At 37.5% G+C, this 22,457-nt stretch carries 20 protein-coding genes; 2 read left to right on the top strand and 18 right to left on the bottom strand.

Annotated elements, in window-relative coordinates:
* Window positions 1–163: 163 nt before the first annotated feature.
* Entirely contained in the window at window positions 164–1,561 is a 1,398-nt protein-coding gene (locus IGK81_RS02830; protein WP_010738342.1) for a glycoside hydrolase family 1 protein, read from the bottom strand.
* Between the two features lie 396 nt (window positions 1,562–1,957).
* Here IGK81_RS02830 and IGK81_RS02825 point away from each other — a divergent pair, with 396 nt between their 5' ends.
* Window positions 1,958–2,383 (top strand): hypothetical protein, encoded by a 426-nt coding sequence (locus tag IGK81_RS02825; protein ID WP_010719923.1) that lies wholly within the window; start codon window positions 1,958–1,960, stop codon window positions 2,381–2,383.
* A 250-nt stretch (window positions 2,384–2,633) separates the two neighbouring features.
* A complete protein-coding gene (locus tag IGK81_RS02820) occupies window positions 2,634–2,816 on the top strand; it encodes a hypothetical protein (RefSeq protein WP_010719924.1) in 183 nt (60 codons plus the stop codon).
* Window positions 2,817–3,125: 309 nt separating this feature from the next.
* On the opposite strand, the gene IGK81_RS02815 is transcribed toward IGK81_RS02820, so the two are convergent.
* From IGK81_RS02815 to IGK81_RS02735, 17 genes are all read right to left on the bottom strand, one after another.
* Entirely contained in the window at window positions 3,126–3,830 is a 705-nt protein-coding gene (locus IGK81_RS02815) for a deoxynucleoside kinase (protein WP_010719925.1), read from the bottom strand.
* A 22-nt stretch (window positions 3,831–3,852) separates the two neighbouring features.
* Window positions 3,853–4,293 (bottom strand): nucleoside 2-deoxyribosyltransferase, encoded by a 441-nt coding sequence (locus tag IGK81_RS02810; RefSeq protein WP_010719926.1) that lies wholly within the window; start codon window positions 4,291–4,293, stop codon window positions 3,853–3,855.
* The gene (locus IGK81_RS02805) at window positions 4,293–4,868 is read right to left on the bottom strand and encodes a TIGR00730 family Rossman fold protein (protein WP_010719927.1); all 576 of its coding nucleotides are present in this window, start codon (window positions 4,866–4,868) and stop codon (window positions 4,293–4,295) included. The genes IGK81_RS02810 and IGK81_RS02805 overlap by 1 nt, the downstream gene beginning before the upstream one ends.
* Window positions 4,869–6,188: 1,320 nt before the next feature.
* Window positions 6,189–7,193 carry a sugar kinase gene (locus IGK81_RS02800; protein WP_034699846.1) on the bottom strand — a complete coding sequence of 335 codons (1,005 nt, stop codon included), beginning with the start codon at window positions 7,191–7,193 and terminating at the stop codon, window positions 6,189–6,191.
* A gap of 19 nt (window positions 7,194–7,212) precedes the next feature.
* Window positions 7,213–7,953, bottom strand: coding sequence for a 2-dehydro-3-deoxy-phosphogluconate aldolase (dagF, locus tag IGK81_RS02795; protein WP_010738344.1), 741 nt, complete (start codon window positions 7,951–7,953; stop codon window positions 7,213–7,215).
* A gap of 20 nt (window positions 7,954–7,973) precedes the next feature.
* The gene (locus IGK81_RS02790) at window positions 7,974–9,080 is read right to left on the bottom strand and encodes a DgaE family pyridoxal phosphate-dependent ammonia lyase (protein WP_010738345.1); all 1,107 of its coding nucleotides are present in this window, start codon (window positions 9,078–9,080) and stop codon (window positions 7,974–7,976) included.
* The gene (locus IGK81_RS02785) at window positions 9,064–10,176 is read right to left on the bottom strand and encodes an amidohydrolase/deacetylase family metallohydrolase (protein WP_034699842.1); all 1,113 of its coding nucleotides are present in this window, start codon (window positions 10,174–10,176) and stop codon (window positions 9,064–9,066) included. Before IGK81_RS02785 ends, IGK81_RS02790 begins: the two co-directional genes overlap by 17 nt.
* A gap of 8 nt (window positions 10,177–10,184) precedes the next feature.
* Window positions 10,185–11,273 (bottom strand): DUF871 domain-containing protein, encoded by a 1,089-nt coding sequence (locus IGK81_RS02780; RefSeq protein ID WP_034699727.1) that lies wholly within the window; start codon window positions 11,271–11,273, stop codon window positions 10,185–10,187.
* A 22-nt stretch (window positions 11,274–11,295) separates the two neighbouring features.
* Complete coding sequence (locus IGK81_RS02775; protein ID WP_034699724.1) at window positions 11,296–12,630, bottom strand: PTS sugar transporter subunit IIC; 1,335 nt, start codon at window positions 12,628–12,630, stop codon at window positions 11,296–11,298.
* A 496-nt stretch (window positions 12,631–13,126) separates the two neighbouring features.
* Window positions 13,127–13,828 carry a GntR family transcriptional regulator gene (locus IGK81_RS02770; protein ID WP_010719934.1) on the bottom strand — a complete coding sequence of 234 codons (702 nt, stop codon included), beginning with the start codon at window positions 13,826–13,828 and terminating at the stop codon, window positions 13,127–13,129.
* 240 nt (window positions 13,829–14,068) lie between these two features.
* A complete protein-coding gene (locus IGK81_RS02765) occupies window positions 14,069–14,830 on the bottom strand; it encodes a formate/nitrite transporter family protein (protein ID WP_010719935.1) in 762 nt (253 codons plus the stop codon).
* A 336-nt stretch (window positions 14,831–15,166) separates the two neighbouring features.
* Window positions 15,167–16,609 carry a glycoside hydrolase family 1 protein gene (locus IGK81_RS02760; protein ID WP_034699721.1) on the bottom strand — a complete coding sequence of 481 codons (1,443 nt, stop codon included), beginning with the start codon at window positions 16,607–16,609 and terminating at the stop codon, window positions 15,167–15,169.
* A gap of 14 nt (window positions 16,610–16,623) precedes the next feature.
* Window positions 16,624–18,492, bottom strand: coding sequence for a beta-glucoside-specific PTS transporter subunit IIABC (locus IGK81_RS02755; RefSeq protein ID WP_034699718.1), 1,869 nt, complete (start codon window positions 18,490–18,492; stop codon window positions 16,624–16,626).
* A gap of 120 nt (window positions 18,493–18,612) precedes the next feature.
* Entirely contained in the window at window positions 18,613–19,464 is an 852-nt protein-coding gene (gene licT, locus IGK81_RS02750; RefSeq protein ID WP_010738350.1) for a BglG family transcription antiterminator LicT, read from the bottom strand.
* Between the two features lie 259 nt (window positions 19,465–19,723).
* Complete coding sequence (locus IGK81_RS02745) at window positions 19,724–20,446, bottom strand: class A sortase (protein WP_010738352.1); 723 nt, start codon at window positions 20,444–20,446, stop codon at window positions 19,724–19,726.
* Between the two features lie 51 nt (window positions 20,447–20,497).
* Window positions 20,498–20,824: a nucleotide pyrophosphohydrolase gene (locus IGK81_RS02740; RefSeq protein WP_010719940.1), complete on the bottom strand. Its 327-nt coding sequence runs from the start codon at window positions 20,822–20,824 to the stop codon at window positions 20,498–20,500.
* 172 nt (window positions 20,825–20,996) lie between these two features.
* Window positions 20,997–22,190 carry an MFS transporter gene (locus IGK81_RS02735; protein WP_034699715.1) on the bottom strand — a complete coding sequence of 398 codons (1,194 nt, stop codon included), beginning with the start codon at window positions 22,188–22,190 and terminating at the stop codon, window positions 20,997–20,999.
* Between the last annotated feature and the right edge of the window lie 267 nt (window positions 22,191–22,457).

Genomic DNA, 22,457 nt, shown 5'->3' with positions numbered 1-22,457 from the left:
TAAAAAAATCACTTAAAAAGCATACTTACTTTATAAAGATATCAAATAACATTCTTTATTTATATATATTCAAAAGCGTTTTCATTGTATTCTAATTTTTCAAACAAACAAAAATATTCCTCTTGACCGTTTATTAAACGGATCAAGAGGAACGTTGACTTTTTTATATTGTAAATTGGTTGGTATCAGATAGTTTTTTAAACCAGTGACCAGATTTTTTGATTGTCCGTTTACCATCATTCGCTAAATCAACGGAAATAAATCCATAACGATTTTTGTAAGCATTGGTCCACGACCAGTTATCCATACACGTCCACATATGATACCCCAAGCAATTAGCACCTTCTTCGATTGCTTGGTGAACATATTTTAGATGTTCTTGGACAAATTCAATGCGATAATCATCGTGGATCATCCCATCTTCTTCGATAAAACGTGCTTCATTTTCAACACCCATACCGTTTTCAGAAATGAAACAGTCAATATTACCATAATGGTCTCGAACATTGATTAAGATATCATAAATTCCCTTTTCATAAATTTCCCAACCACGATAAGGATTCATTTTACGATTTGGCATTTCATAATTATCAAAATAATCTTCTGGCATTGGTCCATTTTCATGATCAATCGGTGTTTCTTTTGCTTTGACTCTTCTTGGTTGGTAATAATTGATCCCTAATAAGTCAATGGTATTTTCTTTAATGATCGCTAAGTCATCTTCTTGCATCGCTGGTACCATGTCTAATTCTTTCACAATGGCGATCAATTCTGGTGGGAACTCACCTTTAACTGCTGGATCAAGAAACGAACGATTAAAAAAGGCATCAGCTAATTTAGCTGCTTTGACATCTTCTGGGTTGTTTTCATCCCGAGGATAGCTTGGTGTTAGATTCAAAATGATTCCGATTGAGCCATCTAATGCCATGGAATGATACGCTTTGACGGCTAATGCAGAAGCCAGCGCTTCATGATAGCCTACTTGGATCGCCTTTTTCATATCGGACTCTTCCGGGTAATGCCAACGGTAAAGATACCCAGCTTCAACTGGCACGATTGGCTCATTATGGGTAAACCATTTTTTGATTTTCGTCCCAAATAATTCAAAACAAATCTTAGCATACCTTTCATACGCTTCAACCGTTTCCCGATTGAGCCATCCGCCTTTTTCTTGCAAAGGCATCGGCATATCAAAATGATATAAATTCACAAATGGTTCAATGCCATTAGCGATCAATTCATCGAAATACGAATGGTAAAAATCAACAGCTTGTTGGTTCACTTCGCCAGTCCCTTCAGGAATCAGGCGACTCCATTGGATCGAAGTACGAAAACTATTGTGTCCAGTTTGTTTCATTAATTGAACGTCTTCTTTATACTTCGTGTACACTTGTGATGTCTTTTCAGGACCTACTTGATCAAAGAACTTTTCTGGTTCTTGGCTAAACCAATAATCAAAAATATTCTCTCCTTTACCATCGCCAGCAATACGACCTTCTGTTTGTGGGCCACTTGCGGCTGATCCCCACCAAAAATTACTTGGAAATTGATAATTTGTCATCCACTCACACCTTCTATTAAAGAGTTCAGTTTATTTGCTAAATAATACTTGTTCCCTACTCAATATAGCAAACGTTTACACCAGTTACAAGTTAATTTAGCAAACGTTTTATTTAGTTGAAACGACTCGTACACCCCTACTTCATTTGCTGTACTGAGCAAACCAGTCCTTTTGAAGGGGAGTTGACATCTGTAAAGAAATGAGATTGAATAGAAGAGACATAAACACCTTTTTTCAATGGAATAGACAAAAGCTAGTATTCCTAAATCTTATAATAGAAGCTATACTAATTTATTAGTCACAGTAAACGCAACGACAGAAACCCAGCCAACTTGGTTGACTAGAGGATTCACACCGTTTGTAGTTAAAGCTGTATCATACAATGGAGGAAATATTTTGAAGAAATTAGTCATCATGGTTCTTTCGCTTGTCAGCTGTTTTACTTTATCAGGATGCAGCCTATTCGGTGGATCTGGTAATTCAGCAGACCAAACGACAGATTCATCGACTCTACAAGCTGAAAAAGAGGATATCAGTAACAGTAACTATTCATTAAAAGTCCGCAAAGACATGAATTTAGTCAGTGGGCAAATCATTTTTAGCGATCATAAAATGGAATGGACACGTACCTATACAGGAACTGAAAAAGATACCGCAAGTACTTCTCAAGAAAAAACAGTACTCAATGATATCAAGATCAAGACCGAAGCAGACACTTATACCATCTCTGGTAAAGAAGATGGTAAAGAAGTATCCGTTACCTTCAAAAAGATCGGAAACTACCGAATCGAAGATCAGGATGGAAATATTTATAGTTTGTAAAAGACCTAAAAAGACCGACTTGACCTGATCAGTAAAGGAAAAACTTTTAGAACAGCTTTTATTTTTGAAAAAACTTGCAACTGTTCTGGCTGTTTTCTTGTCACTTCGTACAAAAAAACGAGAGCTGACATGGCTCACTCGCTAGGAATTAACTGAAATTAAGAGAAATTGTTAATTTCTCTTAATTTTTTTGTTTCTGCCATTTCTTTCTGGTATATTGGGTAAGCACAATGTGATAAAGGAGAAAAAAATGAGTATATTTGATAGTCATGATTATTGTACTTGTACAACCAGTAAAAATATTCATACCGAATTTAGTGATCAAGGAAGCTTAAGTATTTGCGATCACTGTCATAAAACTGTAAAAGATTCATTTAAGTCATTTGAATCCTATACGAAAGAAAGACATGCGGATGTTTTAACTGTTAAATAAAGTCTCGGCCTTATTTTGTATAAGTATGGCAGGATACCAATAGGTCAAAAGATTTGAAGATGTCAAAAGACACGTTCAAATCTTTTGATCTATTTTTACTATCTTTTTCACTTAGCCAAAAACAGCTTTTTCCTTGATAAATTGATTACTATCGAACTGTGTTCTTTCGAATCATGGCTTTTCAGGAACCGCTCTATCAAAAACAAGCTGGAAAACCTCCAAATCGTTTCGACTATCTTGGAGGTTTTCCAGCTTGTTTCTTAAAATGAACGATGTCATCATCTTTTTAAAATGGAACGTTATGACTGTTTACTGACCCAGTCCTTGTCCTTTTGCATGTTGATTCTCAGTAAAGTATTTCCCTGCCTCTACATCGCTTAATTCTGCTAATTTTTGTTGGATTTGTTCAATGACCTCTTTTGCATGTTCTGGCTTTTCAACAAAATCGAAGCGGTCACCATCGATTTGAATCTTCGGACAAACATCAAAATCTTCATACCATTGATCATAACGTTGATTTAAAGAGCGATAATAGTCATAAAGTGTCTCATCACTTTCCAGCTGTTCATAATCACGACCCCGTTTTTTGATGCGATCCAACATTGTATCCAAGGACACTTTGATATGAACCATCAAGTCTGGACGTTTCTTAGGAGCAACATCGTCTAACTCGTTAAGCATCGTATCCAATAAATTATCATATTGTTGCACTTCAATATCGGTCACTCGACCTAGATCTGCATTTAAATGAAATAGCAGGCTATCTTCATAGATCGAACGGTCTAACACGTTATCATCATCCACTAAAGCATTTTTCATCGCTAAAAATCGTTTATTCAAAAAGAAAATTTGCAATAAAAAAGCATACTGTTCTGGATTTGAATAAAAAAGTGGTAACACTTCATTATCCTCAACACTTTCATAAAATGGTTTTGAGTCGATTTCTTTCGCAAGCATATCTGTCAAACTGCTTTTTCCTGCACCAATCGTTCCTGAAATTAATATCACTGACATGCAATCCTTCCTCTTTCTATTTCTATAAGTACTCGCCTACGTATTTCGTTACTGGTAATGTTTTAAAATCGTAGTCACGTACTTCGTCAACTGTTTTTAAATAAGTATGCAAACTTTGAGTAATCATCAAATTAGTTGGAACAGTCTCTTCTTGGAAAACAATCATTGGTTTTTTCATCATTGTTGCTGCCCCTAATTCATAAGCTGTCCCTGGATCAATGATTTGATGTTCATAATCTAAAATAGCTACTACGTAATCAGCTGCTGTTAGTTCTGCCATATCTTTTTCATAAACTTCTTGTGCCCAACCTGCACTAAACATTTCATAATTACTTTCTTGATGATGTCTTGGTGAATAAAAACCAGTCACCGTTGGATTTTCTTCCAATGCTTTTTCGATACGAGCAACACGCTCAACTTGCTCCTCTGAAAAGAATGGACCTGCTAAATAAATTTGACTCATTAATTTGCCTCCTCTAATAATAGTTGTGTTTCACTTACTTCTGCGCGTAATAAATCGACTAGTTCTAATGGGTTATTTGAAAAAAAGACGTAATCCAGCCATTTGGCATCCATAAATTCTTCTTTGGCAAACGTTTCTAATAACGTCTTTAAACCTTCATAATATCCTCCGATATCTAAAATACCAATCGGTTTCTTCGCTGTTAAATCAATGGCCATCCAAGATAAAAGTTGAGAAAACTCTTCTAAGGTTCCCAATCCTCCAGGAAAGATCAAAACAGCATCTCCTTGTTCAAATAACAATACTTTTCGTTCGTCGATTGTCTCGGTAGGAATAAAAGTTGTTACATTTGTATTCGGTAACTCAGAATCAAAAAGCCCTGTTGGATAGATACCAGTGACTTTCCCATTGTTTTCTAGTAAAGTCTGACTGAAAACTCCCATGATACCCGATTCTGATCCACCATAAACCAGCTCAATCTCTTCTTGAGCCATATATTTTCCTAACGTTTGGGCAATAAATTTATAGCTTTCTTTATTACCAAAACGGGAGCCACAAAAAACTGTTAGTTTCAAAAAAACACATCCCAACTCAAAAGTCTAACTTCATTTTACACTTGTTTTTTTAAAATAAAAGACTAGATTTTGTGATTTTTTAGTGGTATATAATAAAACAAACACTATATCTAGTGTTTGTTGGCGAAAACTTTTTTAATCTTTTTTATTTTAAAAAAACATTAAATAACATAAATGTTTAAATTTGAAACGACTTTCTTAATTAAGAAAGCTTGCTTTCATCGTGTTCTGACAATAACATTCACTCATTTAACGAGAATCTAGCATCATTCTTTTCTCGAAAAAAATTTGATAAAATAATTGTTATGTTTCATTATCTGTAAATGTTTCGCTAAAAATTTTATGTACATGAACTCCCCAATCAAATGTTTTCTTGAATTGTTCTATTTTCTGATATTCATCACATTTTGACAACCAATAAGAAAGACCAACTTTTTATCTAATAGCAAAAAAATAAGCCAATACTTGAAAGATAATCTGCACTCCTTCAATATATCGGTTTTATCTCATGGTACGACGGCTCACTCAATTATTGTTCTGATCTTGAAAAACGATAGAAACAGCCAAATGCTTTTATTCTAAAACATGTGCTTTTTTATGTTCCTTGAAAAAGCCAAAACCAACATTGACACACTTTACTCGCCCAAGTAAACTCTCCCCTATTTGTTGCACTTGCTATCTTCATTTTACTCGTTATCCTCAGGTGTATGTTTTTGGATAAAAAAATGGACTGGACACATCGTATCCAATCCATTTATGGCACAGTAAATAAAACACATGTAATTCATCTATTTTTCTCATCAAAAAAGGTAGATTTCTCCTTTAAGATTCGATACAATAAACGAAGTTGATGGTTTCCATTGACTATGGCAAACTTGATTGGTCAATGTGGTTGACTTTTTCAAGACCTCTGTTTCTGGCTGCCACTAGAAATGGAGGTGCCTTTTTTATTCGGCTGTTTCTATCTGTTCCTTATAATACTGATCGCTTACGTGGTAGTCAAGAGAAAACGAAAACCTACAAAAAACTGTACTGTTTTTCTCCCAGATTTTTGTCAAAAATATTTCTCCTTCTTTTAGACCCTAAAAACAACAGAGAAAGTTAGCGATCTAAAACGACCGCTACAGTTGCAACTCTATTCAATCCTTTCTGGATTTTTACCTTCTGCTTGATAAACTCTTGGCTGATCTGCTATCTACTAAAAGCTAACTTTTAATATTTCAGACGATGTCAAAAAGTCTCGAAACACTGATTCCCATTTCAAGACTTTCTTAACGCTCCGATGCATTTTATTTCGTCCATTCATCGCAAGACTATTTCTTAGCGAATCAAATCGACATCTGGCGCATCTAGTAATTGTTGAACCTGTTTTCTAGTTGTGAGCGGAACATCTCCTTGGATTGCGTGAGCCAAACGAGCATTTCCTGTTGCAAACTCGACGGTTCTAGTCAATGACCAGTTGTCCGCATATCCTAATAATATCCCAGCCGCAAAAGCATCCCCTGCACCAATTCGGTCTAAAACAAATAACTCGTAAAAAGGTGTTTCAGCGTCTTCTGTGACGGTGATCAAATATCCTTTTAATTGTTTTCTTCCTTCATGGCTGGTTCGTTTCGTACCAGCAAACCATTCGATGTCATAATAAGCTAAAAAGGATTGGATATAGGCGATAGGATTTTTCGTTGAATCGCTTGTTCGCCATTCTAATAATTCCGTCAAATCACGGATCGAGCCAAATAAAATCGTACAATAAGGTAAAATTTCCTCATAGCGTTGTTTCAAGATGTTTCTTTGATCTTGTTCCTGGTTCAATGTTGGCCGAAAGTTGAAATCAAAACATACTTTTTTTCCCTGAGCATGTGCTTTCTTGGCAAGAGAAATCGCTGTTTCGGCACACTGATCAGACAAACTCAAACTGATCCCGCAAATATGCACAAGATCTACTGTTTCAATAAACGCCTGTAATTCATAGTCATTTTCTTGAGACAATCCAAAAGAACTATGTTTTCGATTTTGGTAAGTAACTTCAGTAGGACGAACACCATACCCCATTTCTGCGAAATAGGTACCGATATGTTGTTCTTGTTGGATTACATACTTCGTTTCAACACCGATACTTTTTAAGTTAGCTAATGCAGCACTGCCTAAGCGATTATCGGGCAGAGCCGTCAATAGATAACTCTCCATATCAAAATGAGCTAGATTACCAACTAGATTCACACCTGTTCCGGTATATGCCAGTCTTAATGTATGGGTTTGTTCTAGCATCAAGTGTTCTGGAGGTGTCAATCGCAACATCACTTCTCCGAATGCCCCAAATTTCATTTTCTCACCTTTTTTCATCTTAGCTGACAACTTTTTTCATGATTTGTAGTAATGTCCGGACATCCTCTGGCTTCGTATTGCCCGTTTCAGGGTCAATAATCGAGCTGTAGACATGAGGAATAATCTTTTTCACCTTGGCATCGACAGCGATTTGAAGGATCTCTTCAAAGTTGGTTAAATCAATTCCTCCTGTTGGTTCTAATGCAAAATCATAAGTGGCACAAGCTTGCGCTACCGCCTCATACTCTTTTTGATGTGCTAACCCTTTCATTGGAAAATACTTGATTGATGTTCCTCCCATATCTTGCAGTAAGCGAATCGCTGTTTCAATCGTGACTACGCCTGCTGTACCTTGAGAACTTAAAGGACCGGTTGCAATATTGACATACCCTTCTTTACCTGTTGGTGAAACTAATCCATTGACCACTGTTTCATTTTGACCTAACACAGCTCGTGAAGCACCCACTCCAGTAAATACTTGGTTCACATGTTGTGGTTGCAAGACTTTTGCCAAACGAGTCACCATTTGACTCTGGTTTGGATCACCTGCTCCCAAGCCAACTGATAGCGCATTATTCGTTGCTGCTTGATACTTTTTCATGTCAGCAATCGCTGCTTCGTCTGTTTTATAGTTTTTTGAAAGCACCCCTAACAAAATATGTCCTTCAGCTGCTTCATAACACTCCACCGCATTTTCAACAGAATTAGCTAAAACATTCAAACAAACTTGATCGTGTAAATAGTTAGGAATTCGTGACATTTTTTTCTCTCCTTTTTCACTCAAGATAATTTTGTTTCATTCATGATTTCTTGCAGGCGAACAATGATTTTTTGCATTTCTTCTTGATTGACCGAACGTATGTCAAATTCAATGATACCATGATTCGCTTGATAATCTCGTGTATAGACTGCTGGATTTTTTTCTTTTAGTGCCTGAATAACTGAATGTGCAGAACGATCACTGATTTTAACACTCGCTCGATAAATCTCTCGACCAGCTGGATCTTGAACAATAGTTGCTGACAAATGATCAATGTGATTCAACTCTTCAACAAATGGTTGTAAACGGTGCTTCATTGACTCACCAGATTCACTGCCATGTTCAAGATAATCGGTGACCGCTTGAGTAAACCCTAAAATATTCTCTTTACCGATTTTCATCGAACGACCGATCCCTTTTGATTGTAATCGCACCCATGGTATATAAGGATTCTTTCCAATCACCATTCCTGCACTTGGACCTTCGATCGCCTTTGCACCCGAATAGATCACTAGGTCCGCTCCTAGTTTAGTGTATTTGAATAAATCCTCTTCTGCTGCTGCATCAACAATCAACGGGATTTCATGTTTTTGGGCAACTGCTACTGCTTCTTCTACTGACAACATACTTTTTTGAACCGTATGGTGACTTTTGACATAAAGAATCGCTGCGGTATTTTCAGTGATACAGCTTTCAAGATGTTCAGTGCTACACATATTGGCATAACCTGCCTCGATTACTTGCCCCCCACCTTGTTGAATCATTAATTCAACGGATGTGCCGTAATCAACATTGTGTCCTTTGGGTAAAATAATTTCCTTTTTCTTGATAGTTGTTGAATAAGGATGATAAACATGAGTTAGACTTCCTTTGCCAATAACCGCTGCCACTGCTTGAACAATACCTGCAGAAGCACAAGAAACGATCTGAACATCCTCAACTGCTAAGAGATTCGCCAGGTAAGCACCCGTTTTTTCACTCAGGTCTGACATTTCAAAAAAATGTTCGCCGCCAAAGCGTTGCGCTGCCAAAACAGATTCCGATACTTTGGAAACACCTAAAATCGTCATCCGGCCTGAAGCATTGATCACTTCTTTTAAATTGAATTTATCATAACTTACACTCATAACTCTTTCCCCCAATAATTACGCTAACTGGTTTGATTTGTTGATCGATCACTTGCTGTTGTCCATTCGAGTCAGTAATCATCTTTTCTTGGTCAACAAATTCAAATATTGTAAAATCCGCATCAAAACCTACTTCTATCTGACCTTTCGTTCCTAAATGGAAATTTTTAGCCGGCACACAAGTTACCTTTTCTAAAATTTCTGACCAGGAATAGCCGATAAAATGCAATTTTTCCATCGTTGTCGCTAAATCGTAAACGGGGCCGTTCTTTCGATTACGAATATAGATATCCGTGCTAATAGAGTCCGCTTTGATTCCTTGGTCATAGGCTGCTTTTGCCACCTCAAAATTAAAACTGTCAGTGCCATGACCAATATCGAAAATCACCCCTTTGGCTAAGGCATCTTTGACAAACGGTTTAATCTGATGAGTTTCTTTCTCCATAATCCCGTTATCTTTCCCATTAAAACAATGGGTCAGGATATCGCCTTTTTCCAGAAGCTGTAAAATTTCTTCTAAATGTGGTGGGGCAGAGCCAATATGCACCATCAAAGGAATTTGATGATTCTCTTTTTGAATTTTTTTCGCCCATTCCAGCGGTGTCAATCCATTATTCCCAACCACGGTTTTGCTCATTCTGGCTTTGATTCCCACGATAAATTCTGGAAATTCAGTTAATTTTTCTTTGACCAAATCCGCCTGTATCTTGGTTAAATCAGCTAATTCATCTTGTTCTACGATGCCCCACTTTGAAATATTCAACAAGGCATATACATTGGTTTTAGCTTTTTTTGCTCGTTCATAAAATTGATGGATATTTTCGGCACCTGTTGTTCCTGCATCGATAACCGTTGTTACCCCTTTACTCACACCAATCTGGTCTGGGTAATCATAATATAAAGTCATTTCCTCAAAACAATGGACATGGTCATCGATCCAGCCAGCAGAAAGATAGTGCCCTGGCTGCAACGTTTGTTCTGTTTTTCCTTTTTCTGGGATACTTGTTGCGATTTTCTGGATTTTTCCATTATTGATCCCAATATCCATTGTTTCGCCAGTTAATCTACGAGCATTTCTGATCACTAAATCGAACATCACAACGCCTACTTTTCTATAAATTTGAACTTCGACCATGGGTGGATAAAATCTAGTAAGAGATGTTCTTCTGGTACAATTGCACCAACTTTATTTTTCCTTGCATCCCGATGTGGTTCTAAAACAATTTGAAGTTCATTTTTGTATTTGCCAAATGTATCATTTCCAATGACTACATCACCAATTTGAAATTCATTTTCATTGTCATGGGCTTCATTTTTTGCATCTTTATATTTTTTTCGAACTTCAGTGGAACGAATAACCTGTTCAGTGATATCTCCTCGACGAACATGTTGTTCTCCTAGTACAATTTGTCGTTCTACTTCATGAGCAGCTGTCTGCCACTCGATCGTAAATACTGTTTGATAGCGATCCATTTCTCCTAACATACGCAACTCTTCTTCAGATGCGTAGGCATTTCCAATAATGACATCATCGATCAACCCACTAGCAAACAAATGTTTTGCTGCTACATGGACCGGTAAATGACGGTGCATCTCTAACGTAGTCAACCCATCATTGATATCCCACGGTCCGATTGTTCCCACCTGAGAAGAAACAAAAGCAGCCGTTCGTAACCCTTGTTTTTTAAATCGTTGGCTGCAAGACTCAAAAAATCGGTAAGGTAAGCCTGTTCCTTCTTGAGGATAAAAATTATGACACCCATAGAGAAAGGGTTTATTTGCTTGATGAGACAAAATATTATCCAAATAAGCAACATCATTACTCATATTCAACTCAATCGCTAAATGATAAGGGTTATATGACAGCAAAGCTTCTTTTCCGCCGTCAAATCCTAAATCAAGACGGATTCCATCTGCACCAGTTTCGTGGAAAAAACTTAAGTCGTCATACGAAATGTCCAACTGTTCAAAAATGTTGGGAGCAACATCTAAAATCGTTTCAAATCCCAATTCTTTCGCAAAATGAATCAATTTTTGAAACTTTTGTTTTACGATCAGGGGATCTTCCGTTACTTCTAACATACTCATAAAAATACGGGTAAACCCATAACGTTGTGCTAATTGCAAATATTCCTGGTCTTTGATTGGATCACTATGATCTGGGTAAAGTGAAATCCCTAGTGCACGTTTCATAGCCACTAACCTCCATTTTTTATTATGCTTGTTCCTCGGTAACGCCCGTCACCATTGGTGCTTCTTCTTGCGCTTGTTCTTCTGCTTCACGAGCCAGTTGTTGTTTTTCGAATACTTTGAAGAACGGATAATAAATAGCCAATGTGATCAGGAAGTTAGCAATAACTAACACGCCAGCTGCTACGCTCCAGTTTGTACTCATCCAAGCGGCGATTGGCGAAGGAATAGCAAATGGTAACCGAGCCGTCATCATTGGGATGAGACCACTAACCGTTAAGACATATGACAAAGTAGTCGTTACTAACGGTGCAAGAATGAACGGAATCCCTAATACCGGGTTCATTACAATCGGTGCCCCGAAGATCATTGGTTCATTGATGTTGAATAGTCCTGGTAAAATCGATAATCGACCTAAACTCTTTAAATATTTTGATTTGGAGAACATGAATAAAACCACTAAAGCCAAGGTTGTTCCTGCGCCACCAATCCACACGTACCACTGTAAAAACTGTTCTGTAAAAATATTCGGCATATTATGAGCATTCGCACCAGCGTTGAAAGCATCAATGTTTTCAGCAATCGAAATATCCCAAAATGGGCGAATCACTGGTCCCATAATGGCTGGGCCATGAATCCCAAGAACCCAGAAAAAACAAATCAAGAAGACTGTTAATAAACCACCAAACAAACTATTCCCTGCAAGTATGCCTTTTAGCGGCATCAATAACTCACTTAAAAACCCATTCAGATCAAAACCAAGCATATGGCGGATCACCCAGAAGAAAATCAAAATCACCGCTCCAGGAATCAATGCAACAAAAGAGTTTGTCACTTCTGGTGGCACCCCATCAGGCATCTTGATTGTAATTTTCTTTTCAATGAAGAAACGATAAATCTCGACAGAAATAATTGCTGTAACAATGGCACCAAATAATGAACCTGATCCTAGATTCGCAATATTGATATAACGTCCTGCTGTGATTCCTTCCAAGTCTTCTACTACCTGTGTCGGTGGTGCTGCCACGATCAGAAAAGACATCAATGCTAATATACCAGCCGTCAAGGAATCAACTTTATAACTTTTTGCTAATGATGAAGCAATCCCAAATGTTGCGTATAATGCCAAAATCCCTATCGTATAACGAAAAGGAATATCCAAAATTTGCCGATAGGGTTCTATCACTGCTGCCACAGATTCAATCGGAATGTTCAGTAAAATCGTAAAAAATGAACCGACGATCGTTAGTGGCATCGTTGCAATAATTCCTTTTCTAATTGCCGTCATGTGCCTCTGTGTTCCAATTCGGTTAGCTACTGGCATAATCTTTTGTTCAATCAATCCTACAAACTTATCCATTGCCGCTCTCTCCTTTTATAACATTATAATGTTTATTAAAGTAATCGTACCATATTATGCTAACTTTGTAAACGATTTCTATAAATAGTAAAAATTTTTCTACTCTCTAAGGAAGCTTATCCTAAAAATACACAATCCTTCCCCCATCACAAGAAACCACCTGCGAATATCTTGACCCATGTATCTGATGGCTTCTGCGGTAATAACGGCGTGCCTTACAAAATATGAAAAGCTATTTTCTGGTGAGCCTTTAACCTGAGGCTTTTGCCTCCTGATAGACGGTGTTTAAAAGGTTGCTTCTGCGGTAATAACGAGCGTACTTACAAAATATGAAAAGCTATTTTCTGGTAAGCCTTTAACCTGAGGCTTTTACCTCCTGATAGACGGTGTTTGAACGATTGCTTCTGCGGTAATAACGGCGAGCCTTACAAAATATGAAAAGCTATTTTCTAAGGCTCGCCGTTATTACTTGAAGCAGAACATCGTTCAAACAACCTTATGTTTCATAGTCTATATGATAAGGATGCAGATTGGTCTCGTAAATTGCTTCTGAATATTCGATTGTTTTCCCCAAGTGAGTCTTTGATTGTCGCGTTCTTTTAATCGCGATCTCTGAGGTAGTTTTTAAAATTTCCCGTTCATCCTTTGTTAGAAACACAGCGGAAAAATCATCGGCAAAGGAGTCGATGGCATAACCTTTTTGGGTCAATAAACGATATAAAGACTCTTCATCAAATACTTTGCGCTTGATTTCTAACAAATCACTTGGCAGATAATGCGTAAAGTAAATATAAGGACGGTCGTTTAAGTAGTATAATCGCTTAAAACAGACAGCCGTTGAACCAAAAGAGGCAAATAATGGGTGATCTTTTTTTAAAGTGATTTTCTTTAATTCCAACGTTTCTTTGTGAACTGTATGTTGTGAGTTTTCTAGAATCTGTGTAAAACTTGCCGCTTTTGACAAACGATTGTATGGACGATTACTTACTACCGTCGTCCCTCGTCCGCTTTTCTTTTCGACATATTCATCTGTTGCTAATAATTCAATGGCCTTACGAACCGTGATCTTACTTACTTGAAACATTTCTTCTAATTCATTTTCTGTAGGCAACATGGTGCCGACAGGATACTTTCCTGAAAAGATATCTTCTTTGATCTTGTCTGCAACTTCTAGGTATAGTACACGTGTCCTTTTCATAACTTCACCTTTCGATTTTATTACTAGAATCATAGCACATAAAAAATAAAAAAAGAATATAAACGACATGGATTAGCTATGTTGGTGGATTGAGGATTAAGACAATAGTTCTTCTTTTTTATCTATAAAATTATAATAGGAAGAAATTATTTTATCAGTTACAAAAAACACCAAAGTAAGCAAAACGCAAACTTCGATGTTCTTATTAGTCTTCTAACTTATCGATCAACATGCTTATTTTCAATGATGCTTATAGCTTGCATAGTAAAACCCTGATACGAATATTGCACCGCCGACAATGTTACCGATATAAACTGGGATAAAATTCAAGAGAAATTCTGTCCAAGTTGCTTGTCCTTCAAAAATTGCGGCTGGGATCACAAAGCAGTTAGCCACACTATGCTGAAAGCCGATGGCAACAAAAATCATTACGGGGAACCAAATAGTCAATACTTTTCCAGCTGCATCTTTTGCTCCATAGGATAGCCATAATGCTAAGCCGACAAACCAGTTACAACCAATTCCCGAACCAAGTGCTTGCCACCAAGAAGCTTCAATCTTATGATCAGCAATATGGATGACTTGGTCCAAATAAACGCCTGAATGAGTCAATCCGACAAAGTGTCCAAAGAAATATGCAACAAAAATGGCACCCACGATATTAGCTAACGTGATAATTGTCCAATTTTTAACTAATTGTGAAAAAGTTACTTTTTTATCCATAAAAGCAATTGCAACCGCCATCATATTTCCAGTAATTAATTCCCCACCACCAAGCAGGATCACCAATAGTCCGATAGGAAACACAGCCGCCCCTACTAAACTAGTTAAACTCGCCAGTGATTCTGGAATCGAAGCTGAAACTCTGATGTAGGCTAAATAACCTAACGAGATCATTGCTCCTCCGATAAAACCTAGAATTAATTTCGCAAGAATTGGCTTTTGGATCTTTTTCGTTCCAAGATGGATACTGATATCCATAATTTCTTCTGGTGTATACATAGATGTTCAAACCCACACTTCCCATATTTTTTCAAAAACAATAGTGATTTATTTCACATTTTCATTTTAGATTATATCATCTTCCATTCCTAATCCCTATGATTATTTTAAAATAACCGATATTTTTTTATCATTCTATGACAGGGCACACAAGTGAGACTTTCCCACATCTCGTGATTTTTTTCTTTAGAACAACGAGAGTAAAATGAATCGCTCGATCAAATAGAAAAAAGACCATTTTCGACAGTGATTTGTCAAAAATGACCTTATTTTCTTTATCAGAAATGAACTATTCTTAATTTCTTAGTAAACAACGGTTCTATCATGAATACAGACTTACAGTTCTTCTCCATTGGTGGCGATGACTTTTTGATACCACTCAAAAGATTTTTTCTTTGAACGATTTTTGGTTCCGTTCCCTTCATCATCCAAATCAACATAGATAAATCCATAACGTTTACTCATTTCACCAGTCGAAGCACTTACCAGATCAATACATCCCCATGGCGTATATCCCATGAGTTCTACTCCATCAGCCACAGCTTCTCCCATTGCTTCGATATGCCGACGTAAGTAATCAATACGGTAATCGTCATTGATGCGCCCGTCTTCTTCTACCTTATCAATTGCGCCTAACCCATTTTCAACAATAAACAATGGTTTTTCGTAACGGTTGTACAACTCGTTTAATGCAATCCGTAACCCTTCTGGATCAATCTGCCATCCCCATTCACTGGCTTCTAAGAACGGATTTTTAACTCCACCTAAAAGATTACCGGCTGAGGCCGCTGCATCTGGGTCCGTTTCGTTGACTGCAGTAGACATATAATAGCTGAAACCGATATAGTCGACTGGATATGCTTGCAACAACTCAAAATCTTCAGTCGTTTGTTCTAATTTGGCACTATCTACGCCATATTTTTCATACGTGCGGTTTGTGTATGCCGGGTATTTGCCCCGTACTTGAACATCTGCACAGAAGAAATTGAATTCTTGGTTCTGGATCAATGTAGCTACTTGATTGATTGGATTAGCATCTATGCTATACGTCGTTGCATAGATAATCATACAACCCACTTGGCTATCCTCCCGTAATTCATGAGCGATTTTTACTGCTTTACTACTTGCTACAAATTGGTTATGCCATGCTTGGAAGATATTTTGATAATCAGCCGCACCATTACTTTTTACTAATCCTTGACTCAAAGCTGGAAAATGAAAAGCTGAATTGATCTCATTGAACGTCATCCAATATTTGACTTTATCGCTGAATCGTTCAAGCACCACTTTAGCAAAGCGTTCGTAAAAATCAATCAGTTCTCGGTTTTTCCACCCGCCATATTTTTTTGCTAGATTTAATGGCATCTCGTAATGGGAAATCGTGATCACAGGTTCAATCCCATATTTCAAACATTCATCAATCACTTCTTCATAAAACGTTAAACCTTTCTCATTCGGTGTTACTTCGTCTCCTTGAGGGAAAATCCGAGTCCAAGCAATGGAGAAACGATAACATTTAAAGCCCATTTCAGCAAAAAGCGCAATGTCTTCTTTAAACCGATAATAATGGTCGATCCCTTGATGGTTAGGATAGGTATATTTATCTGGTTGGATCGTCCAATCAAAGTCTTCACTGCCAATAACTGCAAATCGTTGTTTCCCCCCAGGCATCGCGTCAGCAACTGAGAGCCCTTTCCCATCTTGATCGTAAGCACCTTCTAATTGATTGGCAGCTGTAGCGCCACCCCATAAAAAATCTTTTGAAAACTTTGTAGTCATCTGCTATTTCCTCCTTATTTGACAATTGCTAGAAAATCTTCACTAGCAATCAGTTCTTCTTGATTTAATTCCAACACATCAGCAAAATGTTCCGTATTTGTAATAACGATTGGCGTGATCACACTGTATCCAGCGGCTTTAATCGCTTCAATATCAAATCGAACCAATAAATCACCAGCTTTTACTTGATCCCCTTGTTTTACAAAAGTCTCAAACCCTTGTCCTTCAAGCTCAACGGTATCCATACCGATATGCATCAAGATTTCAATCCCATCTTTCGTTGTTAAACCAACCGCATGACCTGTTGGGAAAATGGTCGTGATCTCCCCATCCGCTGGCGCAATCAATTCACCTTTTTCCGGATCAATCGCAAGCCCTTTTCCCATCGCTCCAGAAGAGAAAACTTTATCCGGAACATCAGATAATGGCAGGACTTTCCCGCTTAAAGGACTTTTTAGATTATGTCGAGCAGAACTAATCGTGTCACCTGCTGTTGTTTGTTGGTTTGTTTCTAGTTTTTCATCTTGGACGGTTTCATCAAATCCAACGATCAGCGTACCTACGAATGCTAAGACAAATGAAAGAGCTGTCGCAAGGATTGCCATGGTCACATTGGATTCAACTGCTTGGTTCGTACTAATAAACGTTGGGATCGTTAACAAGCTTACTAACCCGCTAGAGAAAGCTTTCACACCAGCAAAACCAATCATTGCGCCTCCGATACCGGCTGACAGACAAGCAACGACAAACGGTTTCTTTAACGGTAAAGTTACCCCATAAACAGTTGGTTCCGTAATGCCAAAAAGTGAGGTAATTGTAGATGAAATACCTAATGAACGAAGCTTAGTATCTTTGGTACGAATCGCCACTGCTAAGGCTGCACCACCTTGAGCTAAAACGGCTGGTAAAAGCATTGGAACCATGACGTCAAACCCATATTGTTCAATATTCAAGAACATGATCGGTACAAATCCCCAGTGCATCCCAAACATTACGAACACTTGCCATAAACTTCCCATAATCAAGCCCGCAACTAATGGACTAAAGCTGTAAATCGAATTAAATAGACTACCTAACCCATTACCGATAACTGTCCCGATTGGACCTAATAGTAAGAAAGTTAATGGCACCATCACCAATAAAACGATCATTGGTACAAAAATCATTTGTAAAAATTGTGGAATCACTTTTTTCACCAGCGGTTCAAATTTGCTTTGGACCCAAACAGCCAAAATGATCGGAATCACTGAAGATGTGTAACCTGATTGAGCTAACACGATTGGTAATCCAAAGAAATCCACTGCCCCTCCAGCTCCAGCTAGTTGCGTGATTGCTGGATAAACTAACGCCATAGCAATTGCCACAGATAAAAATTGGTTCGTTTTGAATTTTTTGGCTGCAGTAAAAGCTAACATCACTGGTAAAAAGGTAAAGACACCATCTGCGGCTGCAAATAGAATTTGGTAAGCCCCAGTATCCGCAGAAAGCCACCCTAACACCGTTGCCAAAGATAAAAATCCTTTTAAGATCCCTGCAGCTGCCATTGCGCCTAAAAATGGCGTGAAAATACTAGAAATAATATCAATCAAGCGATTCAAAGGATTTTTTGACTGATCCTCTGTTCCTGATTGATCTGTCAGACCTTGCTCATCAACGATTGCTTGGTAAACGTCAGCCACATTACTACCGATAACTACTTGGTACTGACCACCACTTTGTACTACTTGAATCACATCTGGATCCTGTTTTAACTTTTGTGTGTCTGCGACCGATTCATCTTTTAATTTGAAACGTAAACGTGTCGCACAATGTACTAAACTATTGACATTCTTTTCACCTCCGACTGCCTCCCATACTCTTTTACCAACTGCTTGATTATCCATCTTATTTTCCTTCTTTCTAGTTGATTTAATCAAATAAAAAACCTAGATTGAAAAAACGGTCACGAAAATTCGTGCCCTATTTTTCAATCTAGGTTTTGCCTGCTTTACCAGTAACAATCCTTAAGATTGGGTACTTTGTTTTTCACTCACTACACGTTGGATGTGAATCGTTAAATAGATTTGTTCTGCGACTCCCATTGGTTCCTGTTGCGTTTTTAAGAGATAGTCATTGATCCGTTCCGAACAGCGGAAGGCTTTTGGATATTTCCCTTGAACGAGCGCATAGAGAAATTCATCCTGCTCATCCGAACTTTCGCCTTTTAAATAGCGTTGTGTAAAAAATTGTAAATGGGTGATGATTCGTTGGTAATTCAACGATTCCTCGTCAAATGTCACACCAAAGAACTTACTAATAATGCTGAGAATATCTCTAACGATCGTCGTTGCAGTCATCGTGACTTGCATATCCCCATTTCCTTGTTGGCTATTCACTAAATGAAAAGCGATAAATCCTGCCTCGTCAATCGGTAGACTGACTCCAACTTTTCTCTGGATCAATTGCAATACTTCTTTGGCCACCAAGTATTCTTTCGGATAAAATTTCTTTGTTTCAAAAAGAAGCGGATTTGGTAACTGGATATTTTCGTTCGCTCGACAAATCGCATAATGGATATGATCGGTCAATGTCAAATAAATATTTGACGACAACGAAACGCCTAATCGTTCTTCCGCCACATCAACGATCTGTTTGACTAATTCTACTTCTTCTAATGGGACATCCGCCATCAGCTGTTGAAATTGATTGGTTGCTAAGGAATCTTTTAAAACAAATTCTTTTTGAACTGCTGTTTTATCAATCCTATCACCAGGTCTTTTTTGAAACGCGAGGCCTTTGCCCATACAGATAATCTCTTCACCTCGTTCGTTTTTTGAAATGACGACGTTATTATTTAAGACTTTTTCAATAACCATTTTCCCTCGCCCTCTCATAAAAAAAAATAAAAAAACCTAGAATCCCCCTGTACTTTAGGTTGAATTCTGGTTTTGCCTGCCGAACAGTAACAATCCATCGATTATCTGAACCAAGCATAGCACCCTTCTTTTATTTTTGCAAGCCTTTTCAACTTTTTTTTTTTTAGTAATTGTAAAAATGAGAAATTAAAAAACCGACGAAAACTATTAGCTGTTCGAGCGAACTAGCAATCGTCGGTTTTTCATTAACTATTTTCTTCTAAAATGTTCGTGTTTCCATATTGAATGCTGCCTTCATTTCTTTCGTCGCTTTTTTCATTGGTGTAACCTTCTCTAATTCACCTTGAACGACTAATCGAGTCACCGCATTCATATCTCCGCACGTAATCAACGTAACGAGCGATTTTCCTTCTTGGATATTTAACAGCTGGGTCTCCGTCGGTGCCACTTTTTCTTTAAAGGTTGCTTTATACGTATAGACATTTTCCAAATCTACCAAATAGATTTTATCTCCTAATGATAAATTTTCTAGTGGCGTGAATAATAGTTGTGGATTGCTCGAACGATGACTCGCTAAAGCATAATTTCCTTTTCCCATTTGCTGATTAGGATCTAGTGTCCCCGCACCATAAAGCAAGTTCGCATTATCTAAACCTCTAAAAATCGGGATATTGATTGCCACTGAAGGAACAGCAATACTACCAATAACTGGTAAGTCCGTTCGATTCAATTGGGCACGCAACACACTTTCCGTACTCATTGACTCCACTGCATCAAAATCAAAACTTGCCTCTTTTTCGTTGTTTTTCTTAATTTCATCTTTTGTCACATTGGCAATTGCGTATTTATCTCCGGTATTTTTAACAAAATAATCTTTGATCTGTTCATTAAAAATTAACGCTAATCCAACCAATAATAGTAAAAATAAGAAAAAATTGGCGATCCATCTTTTTACTCGACCTTTGCTTGGTTTTTCCTTCATTCACTTGCCTCCCTTATTTAGCTAAAATAAACGCAACCTGTAGTTTCACACTTAAAGTTCTGTATATTTCTTTCGTTGTCCTCGACTTGCTTCTACTGGATATTTCAATTTATTTTTTGCTAATTTTTCTTCAATAATTTCATCAAGATCCAACTGTAAATTGTCAGCCATCATGTAAGAATAGATCAAGACATCTGCCAGTTCTTCTTTGATCCGCTCTAATGAAGTTTCCTTCACTTCTTCTGGTTGCTTCCATTGAAAAAGCTCCAGTAATTCAGAAGCTTCTAAGGAAATAGAAATTGCAAGATCTTTTTCGTTATGAAATTGTCGCCAATTTCTTTCGTCTCTAAATTGATTGACTTTCGCCATACTATCCATGAACATTCACCTATTTCTTTATTCGATTACTAATAATCATACCATGTTTTTAATAGAAAATAAGTATATTTACCTAGATAAAATAAAATATACGTATTTATTTAACGATCTTTTTATAAAGCAAAATGATAACGAATGTTACTTATCCACTGATAACTTACACCAATGGATGTTATTCTTGTAAGCTGAATTTTAATTCTTTTACACCAGTAAGTGTCCACAAGACCACTAGACTGACAAGATAAATACTACTTAGAAAAATAATCACAGCAGATAATTGATAATGATCCATCAAAAAGCCAATAATGATCGAAGAAAATCCACCTACAGCTCTACCTAAATTCATAATAAAGTTATTGGCTGTTGCACGGATCTCAGTAGGATACAGGCTACTAATGATTGCACCATAGCCGCCATACATGCCATTGATAAAGTAACCAACAACCACCGCTGCTGCTACTAAACTCCATTGACTACGAGCTAAAACGAGTAAGAAGACCGAGAGCGCTGAACAAATCAAGAATAAAGTAAAGGCTGTTCTGGGACCTAATTTATCCATGATGATCCCAAAAGTCAACATACCTAATGACATCCCCACAATCGTACTCACCATCCATAAAGACGAACCTGAAACGGATAATCCTAGTTGTGCTTGCATGATCGAAGGTAACCAATTCATCAAACCAAAATAACCAGCAATTTGGACAGTCACCATAAGACTCAAGCCAATCGTCTGCCAAGTAAGTTGTTTCGTTTCAAATAGATTGCGTAACTTTGTCGCCTTTTTAGTTGCTTTCGCAGCTTGAAATGCCTCCGGTTCTTTTAAGCCATGTCGGATGACTAAAACTAATAATACAGGTAATACACCAATCACATATAACATGCGCCACCCGAGCCATGGAATGACGATTGCCGCCAAAATAGCAGCGAGAGCCGCGCCTACTTGGGCTCCAATACCAGCAATGGACGAAGCTCGTCCAATTTGTTTTTTTGAAAAAGTTTCAGAGATCAAAGACATACAAGCGCCATACTCGCCCCCAGCCCCGATTCCGGCAATAAACCGAAACAAGTAGACTAAATAAATCGTTGAAGAAAAATACATCAATAATGAAGCAATTGAAAATAAGATAACCGTTTGAGAGAACACCTTTACTCGACCATATTTATCCGCCATCAGACCAAAAAAAATACCTCCAACGAGCATCCCCAGATTAGTGATCGTCGCAATCATTCCCGCTTGCGTTCCACTAATATGAAAAGTTGCAATCATTGAAGATAAAGAAAAAGCTAGGAACATGATATCCATATTCTCTAATGCAATCCCTGATGATGTTGCTAATAAAACCTTCCGTTGATACTTCGTCATTTTTGTTACCCCTTTTCTTTCATTTTTACCCTAAATTGTTAAAATCATATATAAAAATTAAGAAAAAAGCAAGGACTTTTGTTTTTTTATGTCAATTCATTCACTCAACTGATCTACGCTGTTTTTGAGAACTATCACTTGCTCAATAATTACGAAATCGCTACACTTATTTTGTAATCAAAAAATAAAGCTTTTTTCTAAACCGCTTATTTGTCTGAGCAAGCAATTTATCTTAGATAACCGTTATCTAAGTAATCACTTTTTTGC

It is taken from the genome of Enterococcus sp. DIV0703 (assembly GCF_051711065.1).
Classification (GTDB): domain Bacteria; phylum Bacillota; class Bacilli; order Lactobacillales; family Enterococcaceae; genus Enterococcus_B; species Enterococcus_B hirae.
Note: the sequence above shows the minus strand (reverse complement) of the source record. Positions and strands in the feature narration are given on the sequence as shown.

Excerpts from the sequence above, each read along its gene's own strand:
- IGK81_RS02830 (WP_010738342.1), bottom strand. The coding sequence starts at position 1,561 with ATGACAAATTATCAATTTCCAAGTAATTTTTGGTGGGGATCAGCCGCA.
- IGK81_RS02820 (WP_010719924.1), top strand. The coding sequence starts at position 2,634 with ATGAGTATATTTGATAGTCATGATTATTGTACTTGTACAACCAGTAAA.
- IGK81_RS02815 (WP_010719925.1), bottom strand. The coding sequence starts at position 3,830 with ATGTCAGTGATATTAATTTCAGGAACGATTGGTGCAGGAAAAAGCAGT.
- IGK81_RS02810 (WP_010719926.1), bottom strand. The coding sequence starts at position 4,293 with ATGAGTCAAATTTATTTAGCAGGTCCATTCTTTTCAGAGGAGCAAGTT.
- IGK81_RS02800 (WP_034699846.1), bottom strand. The coding sequence starts at position 7,193 with ATGAAATTTGGGGCATTCGGAGAAGTGATGTTGCGATTGACACCTCCA.
- dagF (WP_010738344.1), bottom strand. The coding sequence starts at position 7,953 with ATGTCACGAATTCCTAACTATTTACACGATCAAGTTTGTTTGAATGTT.
- IGK81_RS02790 (WP_010738345.1), bottom strand. The coding sequence starts at position 9,080 with ATGAGTGTAAGTTATGATAAATTCAATTTAAAAGAAGTGATCAATGCT.
- IGK81_RS02785 (WP_034699842.1), bottom strand. The coding sequence starts at position 10,176 with ATGTTCGATTTAGTGATCAGAAATGCTCGTAGATTAACTGGCGAAACA.
- IGK81_RS02780 (WP_034699727.1), bottom strand. The coding sequence starts at position 11,273 with ATGAAACGTGCACTAGGGATTTCACTTTACCCAGATCATAGTGATCCA.
- IGK81_RS02775 (WP_034699724.1), bottom strand. The coding sequence starts at position 12,630 with ATGGATAAGTTTGTAGGATTGATTGAACAAAAGATTATGCCAGTAGCT.
- IGK81_RS02770 (WP_010719934.1), bottom strand. The coding sequence starts at position 13,828 with ATGAAAAGGACACGTGTACTATACCTAGAAGTTGCAGACAAGATCAAA.
- IGK81_RS02765 (WP_010719935.1), bottom strand. The coding sequence starts at position 14,830 with ATGTATACACCAGAAGAAATTATGGATATCAGTATCCATCTTGGAACG.
- IGK81_RS02760 (WP_034699721.1), bottom strand. The coding sequence starts at position 16,609 with ATGACTACAAAGTTTTCAAAAGATTTTTTATGGGGTGGCGCTACAGCT.
- IGK81_RS02755 (WP_034699718.1), bottom strand. The coding sequence starts at position 18,492 with ATGGATAATCAAGCAGTTGGTAAAAGAGTATGGGAGGCAGTCGGAGGT.
- licT (WP_010738350.1), bottom strand. The coding sequence starts at position 19,464 with ATGGTTATTGAAAAAGTCTTAAATAATAACGTCGTCATTTCAAAAAAC.
- IGK81_RS02745 (WP_010738352.1), bottom strand. The coding sequence starts at position 20,446 with ATGAAGGAAAAACCAAGCAAAGGTCGAGTAAAAAGATGGATCGCCAAT.
- IGK81_RS02740 (WP_010719940.1), bottom strand. The coding sequence starts at position 20,824 with ATGGATAGTATGGCGAAAGTCAATCAATTTAGAGACGAAAGAAATTGG.
- IGK81_RS02735 (WP_034699715.1), bottom strand. The coding sequence starts at position 22,190 with ATGACGAAGTATCAACGGAAGGTTTTATTAGCAACATCATCAGGGATT.